Source organism: Verrucomicrobia bacterium CG1_02_43_26, assembly GCA_001872735.1.
GTDB lineage: Bacteria > Verrucomicrobiota > Verrucomicrobiia > Opitutales > CG1-02-43-26 > CG1-02-43-26.
In genome coordinates, this window is sequence record MNWT01000016.1 from 20279 (window position 1) to 36613 (window position 16335).

Genomic DNA, 16335 nt, shown 5'->3' on the forward strand with positions numbered 1-16335 from the left:
GTAATGTATTACAAGCTTTTCATACCTGGCCCAATAGCAGTCTCCCCAAAAACATATCAAGCAATGGCAAAGCCACTGGTAGGCCACAGAAGTCCAGACTTTGTGCAATTATACCAAAAAATGCAGCCGAAGTTGCAAGCATTGTATTATACAAAAGACCCCGTTTACATTAGCACGAGTAGCTCATGGGGTGTGATGGAATCAGCTGTCAGGAATTTGTGTCGGAAAAAAGTACTAAACTGCATGAGCGGAGCTTTTTCAGACAAATGGCATGAGGTGAGCCTACGATGTGGGCTAGACGCAGGAAAACTACAATACGAATGGGGAACGGCCGTAAAACCGGAAGACGTACGCAAAGCCCTTCAAACAGGCGAGTATGACGCAATCACGCTTATCCATAACGAGACTTCAACTGGTACCATGAACCCACTAGCGGAAATCATGGCTGTCGTCAGAGAATTCCCTGAAGTGATGAGTATTGTGGACACCGTAAGCTCGTTCACCGTACAAGCCATTGAAAAAGACAATCTGGGCATTGATGTCATTTTAGCAGGCTCACAAAAGGCATTAGCTTTACCCCCCGGAATAGCTCTGTTCTCTGTTTCTCAACGAGCATTAAAGAAAGCTGAGACGATTAGCGGGCGTGGCTATTATTTTGATTTTCTTGAATTCCATAAAAACCACGAAAAAGGCATGACGCCGAGCACACCAAATATATCCCTTATTTACGGCCTGGAATCAAAGCTAGATGATATTTTTGAAGAAGGGCTTGAAAATCGTTATGCTCGCCATAAACGGTTGAACCATGCAGTGCGTGATTGGGTAAAGCGAAATGGGTTTGAACTATTCCCTGAAGATGAAAAATATGGCTCAATTGGCTTAAATTGTATAAAGAACATACGAGAGATTGATATTGTCGCATTAAACAAAGCCTTGAAAGAACGCTACCAGTGCGTGATTGATACCGGCTACGGTAAACTGAAAGGAAAAGCGTTTCGGATATCTAATATGGGAGACGAGACCGATGAGACGATTGACACTTTATTAAGTCAAATAGAGGGCTTGATTCACGAGTTTGTTGCGGTTAGATAGCAAACTTCCCCAAGCCTCTGTCCAAATCAAATCAGAGAATACGTTTTATGCGTGCGCCCTAAATATCGTAATATAGGTTGTACTCATACGGGTGCGGCCGTAGACGTATAGCATCATATTCCTTCATTTTCAGCTCAATAAAGTTGTGGATGAAGTCCTCGGTAAAAACCTCTCCCTTGGTAAGGAAAGCGTGATCGGCTTGAAGTGCTTCTAGGGAACCACGAAGCGAGTCCGGAACAAAATTAAGCTGTTTAGCTTCTTCGGGGGGAAGATCGTATAGATTTTTGTCCATCGGTTCACCGGGATCAATTTTATTGTCGATACCATCAAGTGCTGCCATCATGAGAGCTGAATAAGCGAGATAAGGGTTAGCAGAAGGATCCGGACAACGAAACTCGATGCGCTTTGATTTTGGGCTATTTTCGTAAGTGGGGATACGGCAAATAGCTGAACGGTTTCTTGCTGAATAAGCCAGCGTTACCGGAGCCTCATATCCGGGTACAAGTCGCTTATAGCTATTGTTAGTCGGGTTACAAATTGCGCATAGAGCCGAAGCGTGTTTAAGGATACCCCCTATCATCCAGATGGCTTCTTTACTGAGGCCTGCATAGCCATCCCCAGCCATAATTGTTTTATTCTTTTTCCAGAAAGACATATGGATGTGCATGCCCGAACCATTGTCTCCAAAAATTGGCTTTGGCATAAATGTAGCCGTTTTGCCATGCTGATAGGCGACATTTTTGACAATATACTTATAAAGGCACATGTGGTCTGCCATTTTGAGGAGCGTATCATAACGAAGATCAATCTCACATTGGCCTGCTGTAGCAACCTCGTGGTGTTGACGCTCGATATTCATACCCAGCTCAATCATGGTGAGGACCATTTCGTTACGGATATCCATCAGTTTATCTGATGGCGGGACAGGCATGTAGCCCCCTTTATTACGAATTTTGTAAGCAAGATTAGAGAAACCATCGTCACCTGCCGTTCCCCAAGCACCTTCTTCTGAATCCACTGCATAAAAAGAATGGTGGTCATCAGATGCATAGCGAACATCATCAAAGATAAAGAATTCAGATTCTGGGCCAAAATAAGCAGTATCCGCAAAACCGGTTGATTTTAGGTATTCCTGAGCTTTTTTCGCAATGCCACGAGGCGAGCGGTCATAGGGCTCTCTTGTGATAGGATCTTCAATATCACAAATGATGCTCAATGTATTAACCTCTACAAAGGGGTCTACAAAAGCTGTTTCCGGATCAGGAAGAACAAGCATATCGGAAGCCTCAATGCCTTTCCATCCACGAATGGAGGATCCATCGAAACCAAAACCGTCTTTAAAAGCGGTTTCCGTGAGCTCAGAAACAGGGACTGTGAAATGGTGCCAGGAACCATGAATATCACAAAATTTGAGATCTACGACTTTTACGTTATCAGCTTTGGCGCGTGCTATAATTTCTTTTGCGTGCATAAAATAGGGGAATGGGTTTGCTCATTTATTATAGAACATAGTTGGGGTAATGAGGCAAATTCAATTTTCGTTGGGAAATAAAATGATTTTGGATCTGCAGAAATTTACATTAACCAAGAAAACACAAAAAAAGCGGGCACTCATAAGCGCCCGCTGAAATTTGTAGTAGTAAATAAAAAGCCCCTACTCGCCTTGCGCCTTAGTGAAGGCTTCTTTGCCATCAAAAGTACATAGGTGTTCGGTTTTAATGAAGTCTACCTTTTTGTCATCGAGCCTGCTGAGCAAATCAATAACGCGCCTGTGAGTGCATTCATGACCTTCTGCCATCACAAAACGGCAGGCATAGTGGTCTCCACATAAGGTCTCCGGACTAAACGTTGGCCAGACGGTCATACCACGAGTAGCAACAAGCGAAAGGTTGAGTTTTCCATCTTGGCAAGATTTCATGAGTTCGGCTAATTTTTCAGGCGATTCATGGAATTCCACAAAGACATCCACACCAATAAGCTTTTTATCCGTTGGTACCGAAACCGAGACTTTGTGGTGCTCAATTTGAGCTGAACTTGTTGTGGTGTAAGTAACCGGATGCAGTGTTTCTGGTTTTTGGCCTAGCCGAGCAACAACAGCTTGCGCAAACTCTTTCGTGCCGACCTTTTGCTTACTGACGGATTCGTTGTAGATATCGTAGGTGTGAATGCCATCTTCAATGGTTTTTAGCCACGCATTGTGAGCCCGTTCAGCGACTTCGCGTTGGTTGATATGAAGCAACATCATAATAGAGCCCAGGAAAAGACCAGACGGGTTCGCTAAGTTTTGCCCAGCGCGTCTTGGAGCTGAACCATGAATAGCCTCAAACATAGAAAAATGCTCTCCAATGTTTGCAGAACCTGCCAGGCCAACGGAACCTGCTATTTGAGCCGCGACATCGCTTAAAATATCACCATACAGATTAGGCAGAACAAGGACATCGAAAATTTCCGGTGTATCTGCCAGTTTTGCGGCTCCGATATCCACAATCCAGTGTTCCTTTTCGATTTGCGGGTATTCCTCTCCTATTTCTTCAAAAATCTTGCGGAAGAGGCCATCTGCCATCTTCATGATGTTATCTTTCGTAAAACAGGTTACTTTCTTACGATTATTGGAAACAGCATATTCAAAAGCGTATCGGACAATGCGCTCTGTGCCCGGACGGGTGATCAGCTTGAGGCACTGAACAACATCCGGTGTTTGCTGGTGCTCGATGCCCGCATAAAGATCCTCTTCATTTTCACGAACTACAACAACGTCCATATTCGGGTGCTTTGTGTGAACGAACGGGAAATAAGAAACACAAGGACGAACGTTAGCATAGAGACCGAATGTTTTACGCGTTGTCACGTTCAAACTTTTATATCCCCCACCTTGAGGTGTCGTGATAGGAGCTTTAAGGAAAACTTTGTTCGCGCGGAGGATATCCCAAGCACTGGGTTCAACACCGGAAGCGTTTCCCTGAAGATACATTTCCTCGCCTATTTTAATATTAGTAATGTCTAATTGGGCACCCGCTTCTTTCAGTATATGAAGCGTAGCATCCATAATTTCTGGGCCGATACCGTCGCCCTTTGCAACTGTTATGGGTGTTTTAGTCATGGTAAGATTATTATTCATAGTAACAGAATCCATAAAACGAGGTTAGGAAGTCAAGCTATTAAGCGGATTGAGTATCTGAAGATATCTCTTCTTGCCGGCTTGCCATGAGAACTTCTTTGGAAAGAATCGGAAAGAACACATTAAACGTAGTACCCTTACCCAATTCGCTTTCCACTTCTATATAGCCTTTGCACTGTTTAACAATGCCGTACACAGTGGATAACCCAAGTCCGGTACCCTCTCCGATTGCCTTAGTGGTGAAGAAGGGGTCAAAAATGTGCTTTTTTGTCGCCTCATCGATGCCGGTACCATTATCAGAAACTGAGAGCAGAACATACTTTGCCACACTGGGAGGTCTCGAATTTAATTTTTCTCGATGAGCATCAATTTGCTTTATATTGAAGGTGATAATCCCTCCTTTGGGCATGGCATCTCGAGAATTTACAGATAAGTTGAGTAAAATTTGGTCGATATGGCCAGGCTCGGCATAAATAGTAGGGATGGGTTCTTCAATGTTTGTTTCTAAAGTAACATTGTGGGGAAAAACACGCTGTAGCATGTCTTTTGTGCCCGTAACTGCTTTTGCAAGATCGATCTCCTGAAGGGACTTGGGTTCTCTGCGAGAAAATGTCATTAGCTGCGCAACAAGCTGTGTGCCTTTTTTTGCAGCATCGAGGATATTGTTGCTATATTTGAGCAGGGGGTCCTCCGGAGGTAGCTTCAAGTTCAAGAGTTCGGCATAGGCAGAGATAACAGCCAGGAGGTTATTAAAATCATGAGCAACTCCTCCAGCAAGGCGGCCAATCGCTTCCACTTTTTGGGAACGACTGATGCTCTCTTCCATTTTTCGAATTTGGGTAACGTCTCTAACGGTATAAACGTTATGGATGAGGTTACCATCGAAGGAGTAGACGCTGGCAGAACTCCAGAGTGCAAAAAATTCGTCTCCGTTTTTTTGGTAGTTTACATATTCGCCTTCGAAGTTAGCATTACGAGCTATTTTGGTCGTTAAATCAGGATTTGTTTTTTCACCACAGAGAATATCGATCGACTTACCGATCACTTCATCTTTCGAGTATCCCGTAATCTGAGCAAAACACTCGTTCACATAGATCAAAGTCGGCATATCGCCTGAAAAATTTACATTTGTGATAATAACAGCTTCATCAATACTTTCCAGGGCTGCTGCCATCATCCGAATGCGCTTTTCTGAGTGGTACTGCGATGTGCAGTCTTTTAAAAGCAAAACATAACCGTTCTTAACATCGTCATCGCGATCGTAAAGAATAGATTTTGAAAAGTAGACGTACCGTTCATCTTCATTTGCAGAGCGAAGAACGAATGGCTGAGAGGTGTCAAAAAGTTTAGAATCCACGATTGCTATTTTAAGTGGATTTTCAATTTTCTTTTGTGAAACACGGTGATAGAGATGAAGGACATCTCCCACACGCTTACCTTTTATATCGGAAGCGTCTTTTCTCAGGAGAGATGCCGCAGCTGGGTTTATATACGTAATATTACCATCGAGATCAGTAGAAATAATAGCATCATGGAGCGCTTCAAGGGTAACGGAAAGACGTTGCTCACTTGCTTGAAGACTTTTATATAAATTTGCTTTAAACAAACCGAGCTCAAGCGCTACGGAGACATTTTGCTCGGTAAACGGTTTAATAATATAACCAAAGGGATCTGTGAGTTTTGCGCGCTCAAACGTTCTTTGGCTGGAAGACGCGGTGAGGTAGATGATCGGTATATTCTTGCGCTTATGAATCTCTGATGCCGTTTCAATACCATCCATGGGGCCCTGGATGGAAATATCCATCATAATAATGTCTGGCTCATGGGTCCGCAACATATGAATAGCGTCTTTCCCTGAACTCGCATGATCAAGTACCTCGCAACCAATCTTCTTCAAGATGGCACTGAGAATTTTTACAGAATTGGGTTCATCCTCAACAATAAGTACTTTTGCGTTTTCCATGAGAATTGTAACAGAGTTAGTAGTAAGTAAGAATACGTTCAGGGATAGGCTCTACAAGATTGTGTTCCCGAAGTTTTCTCAGGGTAACAAGATCAAGCATATGGTTTTCGGGGAGCAATAATACTCCATTTGGAGTATGTATTCCTTGCGCTAAAACCATGCCTGGAGTGAGCTCGGACAATAAGATCTCTTTTACTTTAGGCGGTAATTTAACGAGATGAGTAACCTTAAGGAAAAGTCTCGCTGCCTCAGGTTCAAATGCTTTATCAGAAAGCCTCAGTATTTCATCCACCGCATCTTGTCGAGATAGGCCGGATTCAACATAAAAGACTGCAACCGCCAGAAGCCGTGCCGGTTTAGGGATATTTTCAGCCGCAAGTCCATCAGGGTAACCGGAACCATCCCAACGCTCATGGTGCGCACGTATAGTAATGCCAACAGATTCAAATTTATCAACAAAACCGGCAAACGTTTGCCCGTAAATCGGGTGGTTTTTTATCAACGCCAGCTCATGCGGCTCCAATGAAGACGGATGCTGCACGGAACGATTAACCACATCTCTTCGTATACCGATAAGGCCAATATTATGAAGCCAAGAACTAATTTGCAGGACGCGTTTTTCATCATCATCCAAATAATCAGAATCTGATAGCAATTTGCAGATATCTACAATTGTCTTGGTTTGTTTGCCTAAGATAGGGTGAAAAGTGCTTAAAATTCGAAAACACAGCTCGACTGATTGTTGAAAATTCTTATGAAGCACTTCGTGAGCCTCATCCAACTCCTTATTATTGTCAGCAAGATCAACAACCTGTTTTTTTAACTCCGCATTGGCCCTTGCGAGCTCTTCGTTGAGGCGACTGGTTTCTTCCTGCAGGCGCTGGTTCTGAGTCAGGAGTTCATTGCGTTGCACAGCGTTTTTGATGGTAGCAAGCAATTCTTCGCGCACCCAGGGCTTGGCAAGGAAACGGAAAATTTCGCCTTTGTTCACAGCATCAATAATGGTTTTAAGCGTGAGAACCCCTGTAATCAGGATACGCGCAGCGTTAGGTTGTATTTCTTTCGCTTTAGCAAGAAATTCAAGACCGGTCATAACTGGCATTTGCTGGTCTGATATAATAACAGAGAAGGGCTGGCTTTTCAGATTTTCAAAAGCCTTTTCGGCTGTATCAACCGGAATAACGTTATAACCTTCAATTTTAAGGGTTTCCTGGATTGCGACCCGGATAATCTCATCATCGTCCAAAACAAGAATTGGAAGGGGGTGATGGCTATTCATATTTATTTTTTAACAAGGATATTTAGGGAATCGATAATTTGTTGTAGCTTCGTATTTTGTGTAAAAAAGAACGTGACAGAATCTTTGATTGCTGAGGGGATTTCTTCGGGGTTACTACCAATAATACTTAAGGTCCTACGCACTTCAGGATAACATTTCTTAAAGTGCTCAAGCAAGTCTTGAATATTTGGGTCATTTGTTATGCTTATGGCTAAAAATACGTGAGGCAGGGTTCGCGTTTCCGCCATATATTTAATCACTTCAGCAGGGCTCTGAAAGCAGACAATCCCCCAGCCTTCTTGCCGAACGTGCTCTATTATTTCAAGCTCACTGGGGTCTTGAAAGGCATAAGCAAGTAAAGCTGGCCTGGATTCTATAAGACAGTGATCTGCATCACTAGCGCTATCATCTTCCCCTAAATCAGCTAAAGGCAGAAAAATATAGAACGTCGTTTTCTCATTGGGCACGCTCTGTACGTCAATAAAGCCACCATTGCTTTCGACATATAACTTTGCATTATACAAACCAAAGCCGGAACCTTTTGTTGCTTCTTTGGTAGAGAAAAATGGATGGAAAATTTTATTTAAGTGATCCAATGGAATTCCAAAACCTGTATCCGAAAACGAAATCTCAACTCCCTCGCATTTCGCAATTCTAGGACCCGCTAAAGTTCCTCCATACATTGTTTCACCCGCTTTAATACGGCGAATTTTAATAGAAACTTTTCCATGCTTGTTACCGAGAGCGTGGCTAGCATTCATGGCAAGATTAAGGATCGTTTGTCGGAATAGGACATCGTCGGTATAGATAGGCAGTTCTTCTCCTGAAAACTCTGTATGCAACTGAATATGCCGGGGAAGAATAATCCTTATTAAATCCAATTGCTCACGGATGAGCTGCTCGGCATCGTAATAGTTTCGCGAATTACTTTGTTTTCTATTGAGTTCGATAATCCGTTGGACGATTTGCTGCGCATCAAGTGCATTCTTTTTTATTTGGCGAAGGCCTTTAAACATCGGGTTACCTTCCTCTATTGTCGAGAAATAGAGCTCGCTGATAGAAAAGATGCCGGCCATAATATTACTAAAATCGTGCACCAAACCGTTAGTAATCGTAGCAAGCGTTGTTTTCCACGCGCTACTGGAAAGGCTGCTTTCCGCAATGGCCTGGCGGGTATTATCAACCCATATACCATCGTATTCGATTAATATACCATGAGGAGAAATTTGGGGCGTGCGAATATCCAAGACGTACGCGATGGAGCCTGTTTCTGGGTTTCTCAAACGATATGAGACACTAAATGGCTTATTAATTTTGGAATTTTTTTCCGTCTCTTTAATATAATAATCTACGTCTTCTTCATGAATGAGGTTAATAAACCAGGTACAACTTTTTAAATTAATATCCGTACCCGCTATTTTTGAGAATGTAGGCGAAATATAGCTAAACGAAAGATCCGGACGTTGAACAAAAAAGACACCGGGGAAATTTCGAACATAGTTATTTAAGCGGCTTTCGGCAGCCTGCAGTTTAAGAAATAATTGGGTAACAATTTCAGCTTGGGTGGGTAACTCATTTATCGATTTTATTTCCAGAAGATCTTTTTCGTAAATGTGTGGCGATAATGTGGCATAAATTTTTTGACCATGCATCAATGAGCGCAATGCCATGCCGTAAGGCAACTGTTCGCCTTCTTCATTGTAAAACGGAAGGAAAAGATGATTAGAGGGCTCCTTAAAAAAATCTTCTGGTAATAGTTTTGCCCACTGGTGACATATCATCGAAAGAATATCCTTAATATGTTTTCCGTTCAAGTACTCCAATGTAAACCCAATTTCGTGGGCAAATTCATTTTCAGCAATTTCAACAATGCCATTATCTGATAAAACAAATTGGCAAAATTCAAATTTTTGGGAAGCAATTGTATTAAGTTCCATGGGGTAATAGTTAAGCGTCTACTTTAGAACAATATGCCTGTAAAACGGAAGCAATTTTTGCGAGGGGAACAACAATATCGACTGCGCCTCGTTCCTTGGCAACCTTGGGCATGCCGTAAACAATACAGCTGTCCTGGTCTTGGGCTATGGTTCTGGCTCCCGCGTTTTTCATAGCTAAGAGGCCTTCCGCACCATCTTGCCCCATACCTGTCATAATGACACCGATCGCGTTTTTGCCTATAGTTTTGGCCGCGGAATGAAACAATATATCCACTGAAGGCCTTTGGTGCCAAATTTTTGGCCCTTCATTAAGCCTTATGTAATATTGCCCCCGTTGACTCATCTCGATCTCCATATGGAAACCGCCTGGCGCAATGAGCACGCGATCAGGAAGTACCAGATCTCCATGCTTTGCTTCTAATACTTCAAACGGATAGATTTCATTAAGTCTGCGTGCAAAGGCGTCCGAAAATTTCGCACCCAAATGTTGCACAACACAAATTGGGGGAATCTTCGGCGGTAAATCATTAAATACAATCCTGAGAGCTTCAGTACCGCCCGTAGAGGCTCCAATAAAAATAATTTTAGTCTTCGCGTTTGTACTATCTGGGGATTTCTTTTTATAAAAAGGCTTAGCTGAAGTGTCTTCAAGCCTATTTAGCACAGGCCTAGAAGTCCGATTAATAAATTTGGCATTATTATAAGCGGCTATTATTTCAGTAAGAATTGTCGAGGATACTTGATCGATAAATATTTCTTTTTCTGGCTTTTCAATCAATCCAATCGCTCCTAAGTCGAGTGCTTGTTTAGCCGACTGGAAATCGCTTGTGCCTTGCGAAATCATAACAAGCGTTGGTACAGGATACTCAGCAGACAAGGATCGCAACAAGTTAATCGAATCCTTGTTTGGCATATCAAGATCCAATAATATGACGTCGGGGCAAAATCCTACAATCTTATCCCGTGCATTCAAGCAGTTTGTCGCCGTGCGAACAGCACCAATTCTTTGATCAAGCGCCAATAACCGCTTAATAGTTTGGCAGATGATCGGAGAGTCACCTATGACAAGTACTTTTATTTGGCTCGATAATTTCATTGGCCAAATATAAAATCTTTTTGTGTACACAGGAAGTAGCTCAAGTATTTACTAAGCTGTGGGGTTTGAGGTATGTAAAACATTACTACAATCCAATTTATATGTATCTGTGATACGGAAATCAAATTCAAAAATATTCTTTTTAAATTAAGTTTTCCTGCAAGACTCACACACTACTTGACCTAAATCTTAAATGCTGTTAAAAAATAATACAGTATACCCACTGCACAAAACCCCAGCGCAATGATCTCTAAAACTTCTGAACTTTTTGGCATTGAGCAGTTGATCAATGGCATTGCAATTGAGCTCGTATTGGCTCATCCGAATAGCGATGAAGGGCTTGTTCCCATTTATTCCTTTATAAAAGAACTCTGTGAGACAAAGGAACTAAATGCCGCTTTGTATGAGGGTGCCTTGAATGTCAAAAAAGTCTTAGATAATCATTTGGACACCGCCAACTCGTTTACCCAAGAAACGATTGATTATGTTAGAGACTTTGTTTCCTGGGCTTTTTACGCATTAAACGAACTGGACACTTACCGTTCGGTCAGCAAAAGTTTTCCTCCACTCCAAGAACCCAATAACAGCTTTTCAAATAGGCTTGATGAAAAAGACAATTCGATTTTTGAAGATTGCTTGATGGAGATCGATGTTGAGACTGATCGGGAAATTCTCATCGAATTTCAGAATGAGGCTAGAGAGCATTTACAGTTGGCTGAATCTGCATTAATTATTTTAGATAATAGCCCTAAAGACAATGATAGCCTAAATAGCACCTTCAGAGCCTTTCATACAATTAAAGGAGTTGCCGGATTCTTGAACTTGATTCCCATACAAGCATTGTCCCACGAGGTAGAGGCATTATTAGATCTCGCCAGAAACGAAAAACTTCATCTTGGACCGGAAGCCATCACTTTAATTTTAGAGAGCAAGGACAAGATCGAGAGTTTAGTAGAACAGGTCAAAATTGCCCTCAATCACAGTAAATTTCCTTCAGAAATTGTTCCGGTAAAGCATACCATTACTAAAATCAAAAAAATTATAAAAAATGCTTTGGGGAATCCTCTAACCCCTTCGTCTATTAAAGGATCTATAAGTGAAGCAAGACCTCTTGCAAACAGTAATCAACCCTTTGAGCGAAAGGGCAAATCCGGGCATACCCAAGGGCTAACCCGAAGCATGATTGATAGTCTAACGATACGGGTAAATACAGCCAAACTAGACAATCTGTTGGATACCGTCGGTGAATTAGTAATTGCTCATAGCCAGTTAGAAACATCTGTAAACTTAAAAGCGAACCGCAACAATAACCCGTTGACGAGAAACATGGGGCAGTTAAGCCGTATTACAAAAGAACTGCAACATACATCTATGTCCTTACGCATGGTGCCCATTAGGCCTACTTTTCAAAAAATAAATCGTGTTGTACGAGATCTAGCGCAAACATTTCAAAAAAGGGTACAGTGCCACCTAAGCGGAGAGGAAACTGAACTGGATAGAAACGTTGTGGAGCAAATCAGCGACCCGCTCATACACATGGTTCGTAACAGTATTGATCACGGCCTGGAATCACCTGAGGAAAGATTAGAAGCTGGAAAATCCGAAACCGGTAATTTTTATCTCACCGCGTACCACCAAGGAAGCAGTATTGTCATCGAAATCGAAGATGACGGGCGTGGAATTGATCATGAAAAAATACTGAGAATCGGTAAAGAAAAGAAATTAATCGCGGATGATCATGACTTAAGCACACAGGAAATTTATCAACTTATTTTTATGCCCGGGTTTTCAACAGCAAATAAAATCACCACTGTTTCCGGAAGAGGCGTTGGTATGGACGTCGTTCGCAAAAACATAGAGCAATTGCACGGGCGAATCGAAATCGAGTCTGAAAAGGGCAAGGGTACTGTATTTAAAATAAAGCTGCCCTTAACAACCGCGATTATTGATGGGTTGATTGTGCGTGTGGGAGGTGATCGTTTTATTCTTCCCACCACATCTGTAAAGGTCGCCCTGAGACCTACAAAAGAAAACATATCTACCATACAGGGAAAAACAGAAGTGCTCAATTTAAGAGGGCAAACGATTCCCATTATACGATTACATCAACGATTTTCTATCCCTTCTCAGGTGACCAACCTCACAGAGGGTATATTGATCATTATGGAAAATTCACTGACTCCGTTCTGTATATTTGTAGATGAAATGATAGGTAAGCGCGAAATTGTCATCAAGAACTTGGGCTCTATCATGCAAAACATCAAGGGCATATCAGGTGGCGCAATTCTGGGAGACGGCACCATCGCCTTAATCATTGACCCATTCAGTATACAAGAGGGGCACTCTCCTCAACAAATCCGCCAAACAGAGCGTAAGAAAGAAACCAAAGAAGATTAATACTGGTTCCTACCGATAGGTGAGCAAGATACCATGCACCATATTGCTCCAGCCATTCACTAAAACAAATAGCAATAGCTTAAACGGTAGAGAGATAACCATGGGAGACACCATCATCATACCCAGGGCTAGCAAGATGTTCGAGACGATCAAGTCGATCACTAAGAAGGGTAAAAAGAGGAGAAAGCCGATTTTGAAGGCGGATGACAACTCTGAAACAGTAAATGCGGGAATAAGCACCAGCATAGAATCCTCTTTTAGAGCCTTTGCGCGCTCTTCTGGCCAAAGTACCCTAGCGGTACGCATAAAAAATAACCTGTCTTTTGGGTCAGAGTGTTTATAAAGAAACCCCTGAATGGGCTTAACGCCAACATCAAATGCCTGTATAATGCCCTCTCTACTCGTGTAACTAATCTCCTTTTGGGTGAGCGCATCATAAGTATCCTGAAAAACGGGGGCCATGACATAAATGCTCAGCATCATCGCCAAAGAGTTAACCACCATATTGGGAGGAATCTGCTGAATGCCAAGCGCATTCCGGATCAAACTGATCACTACGACTAATTTCAGGAATGATGTCACGGACATCAGCACGAATGGCGCTAATGCCAACGCGAACAAAAGGAACATTATCCCGAATGTATTGTTCGAAAAATCAACCATTCTTCGTAAAGCGAGTTATCCGAACAGCCATTTGCTCCCCTACTTTCACTAATTCGCCAGTGCCTATTTTTTTTCCATTCGCTCGTATAACTATCGGCATATCGATGGGGTTATCCATCTTAAAAGTGAATCCGGGCTGAAGTGTTTTTAAATCGCCTACCTTGACAGTCTTTTGGCCCACTTCGAAGGAAAGCTTCACGGGAAGAGCATCTATACCCTTATGCGTTCCGTTTAATTCAGCTAGTTCATCTACTTCGTTGTCTTCATCTTCAACATCGTCTTCAAACTCAGCTTCCTCTTCGGAAACTTCTGAAGGCTCCTCTTCATCCTCGAGTAAAGGCTCTTCTTCATCTTCAAATGCTTCTTCTATTTCATTCATAAGTTTTTCCAAAGTTATTTGGCCATCTTTGTAATTACCTTCAAAAATATATTTATTGGCAAGAACGACATTATATTGACCCGATTTTATTGATGAAAGGTCGTCTAAGAGCAATAAGTCATTCCGTTCAACACTCTTCCAATCATTGAAAGAAACCGCTTCGTTGGCAAGGATTAACTTCACGTCTACATCAATGTCATCGCAAATTAAATTGTCTGCATACAGGTCTTTAGGAAAACGGCTTAATAATAATGGAATAAAATCTTCGTTAAAGGCGAGGTGCCCAAACCGAGAAAATGTTTCATCCTCTTTTTGAACCGTAAAATAAAGTTTATGTGCGTAGTCATCGTCTTTCAATGCCTCATGGAGTGAAACCGTCTCTATGGTTACCGGAAGGCCAAAAAGGCTTTCAAGGTTATCCAAAAGCGGTTGGTTGATAGATTCAAACACCACAGGGCATAGATCCTTTTCCAGATTACCCAATTCTAACTCGGGGTACTCTTGAGTAAAAAAGGAAACAGGAGGCATATCCGCAAGGCCGAGTACGATATCGTGCTCCCCTACTTTTAACTTAATGCCTGCCAATGCTTGATACTCAGAGGAGGCTTGCCTAAATTGTAATCGGCATGGGGTAGCCCCCATCTCAAATGCGATTTCTCTAGCACGCCCAATGGCTACGTTGCTTAGTCGGACTTCATCCGCGGACAGTTTTTTTAACACTAGCTTGGGGTTCATTACAAATTAAGTATGAATATCAGATTTTTTATAGGTCAAATTACCCTGCCATTTGAATCAACGGCCAGATCTGCCACTTCTTTCATCGCCTCTTTCATCCAGAATGTCAATGTTTATGTTATCTGTCTTCAGGCGCTTCTGCAGAAAACGCTGCAAATGAGTCAACGCGTTTCCTTGTGAAAATAAGTGGGCTGCCCCATCAGTGCGTATGAAGAACTGAAATTGTAATACGCCTGCTTCTTGAAAAATTCTAATTTCTGTACCTGCTAAAACAGACTCTTTACCGATTGTTATCTGGCACATGCGGGGTTGACCTATGTCTTCTCGAGAGACCGCCATTTTAGCCGCGACTTCCATTGCTTTATGAACATCAGCAAGATTACCTGAGGCCCCTTTACCTTCACCGGAAGGGTTCGTATCGGTAAACGAGGACAAGAGTCCTCGAAGAATACTATCCCCTAAGTTCTGTATCAATAAACTCTCTTTGGCATCTTTTTCAGCTGTCTTATAATCCTGCTTAGCCAGCCCACGCATTGTACGAGTTTTTTTGGGGCGCAGGGTCTCTTCTTCAAAAAAATGAAGTTTTTTCTGATTTCTTCCTGTTATACGATTCTCTCCCATTGTTATTCATTAGGTTGAGAAAATGGATCAGGTCGGGATTGATCTTGTTCTTGAGATTGCCCCTGTTGTTGTCCGCCTTCACCTTGACCTCCGCCGCCTTGGTCGCCACCGCCTTGGCCTCCGCCACCTTGCTCACCTCGTTCATCGTTAACGGAAATATTAATATTCGTTTGCTTTAACTGAGTTTGCAGGAAGTTTTGTAAATCTTGAACGGCTGATTGCTGCTGCATAAGGTTAGCCGCCGCATCCGTCTTTACAAAAAATTGGAATTGCAGTTCTCCTCCTTTTTCAAATACACGTATATCAGTACCTGCCAGAATAGACTCTTTACCAATCGTCACTTGGCACATTCTATCTTGCCCGTGCTCTCCTTTAGAAACGGCCATACTGCTGATAACCTCCATTGCGGCATTGACCGTTGCAACCCGATCGCCTTTACCCACATCCGGGCGCGCTTCAGTTGCAAAATTGACCATTCCTTTAATAATGGTATCCCCTAATTGCTGAACGACTACTTTATCCGTAGCGGTTAAGGCTCCTTCTTTTCTAGCTGTTTCTGATCCTTCTTCTTTTTTTCCTGCGCCTTTTTTATCATGAATATCTTTCTTATCCTTATCGTCAATATCCTTCCTGTCCTTCTTATCGATGTCTTTCTTGTCCTTATCATGAATATCTTTCTTATCCTTATCGTCAATATCCTTCCTGTCCTTCTTATCTTTATCGATGTCCTTCTTGTCCTTATCGTCAATATCTTTCCTGTGGTCTATATCTTCATCGCCATCAGGTAGATCCACTTCTGCACGTTTGCCCGGCTGAACGCCTACTTTAGACTCTTCCTTGGAAAGCATATGTTTAAATATAGTGGACATACGATTCAAAAAGCTTTTCTGGGTAGTGTCTTGCTCTCGTTCCTTTTCACCCAAAGTTTTCTGAAAATGTTCCTGGGTTCTATTCGGGATCTTCTGCGTAGCCATATCCTCCAGCTTCTTATTCTCACTTAGCGTGTGCTTTATCCCCTTGGGGGCACCTGATTCTATTTTATCTTTTCCACTCAT

General features: G+C 42.3%; 12 protein-coding genes. 2 read left to right on the forward strand and 10 right to left on the reverse strand.

From position 1 onward, the window contains the following. Positions 1–3: 3 nt before the first annotated feature. Positions 4–1092, forward strand: coding sequence for an aminotransferase (locus tag AUJ82_05855; protein ID OIO59294.1), 1089 nt, complete (start codon positions 4–6; stop codon positions 1090–1092). Positions 1093–1150: 58 nt separating this feature from the next. Here the strand turns inward: AUJ82_05855 and AUJ82_05860 are convergent, their stop codons facing one another. From AUJ82_05860 to AUJ82_05885, 6 genes are all read right to left on the reverse strand, one after another. Next, positions 1151–2563 (reverse strand): type I glutamate--ammonia ligase, encoded by a 1413-nt coding sequence (locus tag AUJ82_05860; protein ID OIO59295.1) that lies wholly within the window; start codon positions 2561–2563, stop codon positions 1151–1153. Between the two features lie 183 nt (positions 2564–2746). Further along, positions 2747–4192 (reverse strand): isocitrate dehydrogenase, encoded by a 1446-nt coding sequence (locus AUJ82_05865; protein ID OIO59420.1) that lies wholly within the window; start codon positions 4190–4192, stop codon positions 2747–2749. Positions 4193–4250: 58 nt separating this feature from the next. After that, positions 4251–6173, reverse strand: coding sequence for a hypothetical protein (locus tag AUJ82_05870; GenBank protein ID OIO59296.1), 1923 nt, complete (start codon positions 6171–6173; stop codon positions 4251–4253). A 16-nt stretch (positions 6174–6189) separates the two neighbouring features. After that, positions 6190–7452: a two-component system response regulator gene (locus tag AUJ82_05875; GenBank protein OIO59297.1), complete on the reverse strand. Its 1263-nt coding sequence runs from the start codon at positions 7450–7452 to the stop codon at positions 6190–6192. A 2-nt stretch (positions 7453–7454) separates the two neighbouring features. Further along, the gene (locus AUJ82_05880) at positions 7455–9389 is read right to left on the reverse strand and encodes a hypothetical protein (protein ID OIO59298.1); all 1935 of its coding nucleotides are present in this window, start codon (positions 9387–9389) and stop codon (positions 7455–7457) included. Positions 9390–9399: 10 nt separating this feature from the next. Beyond that, a complete protein-coding gene (locus tag AUJ82_05885; GenBank protein OIO59299.1) occupies positions 9400–10485 on the reverse strand; it encodes a hypothetical protein in 1086 nt (361 codons plus the stop codon). Between the two features lie 243 nt (positions 10486–10728). On the opposite strand from AUJ82_05885, the gene AUJ82_05890 reads away from it, so the two are divergent. Beyond that, complete coding sequence (locus AUJ82_05890; GenBank protein ID OIO59300.1) at positions 10729–12882, forward strand: hypothetical protein; 2154 nt, start codon at positions 10729–10731, stop codon at positions 12880–12882. Between the two features lie 9 nt (positions 12883–12891). Here the strand turns inward: AUJ82_05890 and AUJ82_05895 are convergent, their stop codons facing one another. Genes AUJ82_05895 through AUJ82_05910 form a run of 4 tightly spaced genes read right to left on the reverse strand, consistent with a single transcriptional unit; the run spans position 12892 to position 16335 of the window. Then, a complete protein-coding gene (locus AUJ82_05895) occupies positions 12892–13545 on the reverse strand; it encodes an EscR/YscR/HrcR family type III secretion system export apparatus protein (GenBank protein OIO59301.1) in 654 nt (217 codons plus the stop codon). Then, a complete protein-coding gene (locus tag AUJ82_05900) occupies positions 13538–14659 on the reverse strand; it encodes a hypothetical protein (protein ID OIO59302.1) in 1122 nt (373 codons plus the stop codon). The genes AUJ82_05895 and AUJ82_05900 overlap by 8 nt, the downstream gene beginning before the upstream one ends. A gap of 57 nt (positions 14660–14716) precedes the next feature. Beyond that, the gene (locus AUJ82_05905) at positions 14717–15280 is read right to left on the reverse strand and encodes a hypothetical protein (GenBank protein ID OIO59303.1); all 564 of its coding nucleotides are present in this window, start codon (positions 15278–15280) and stop codon (positions 14717–14719) included. A 2-nt stretch (positions 15281–15282) separates the two neighbouring features. Next, positions 15283–16335, reverse strand: coding sequence for a hypothetical protein (locus AUJ82_05910; protein ID OIO59304.1), 1053 nt, complete (start codon positions 16333–16335; stop codon positions 15283–15285).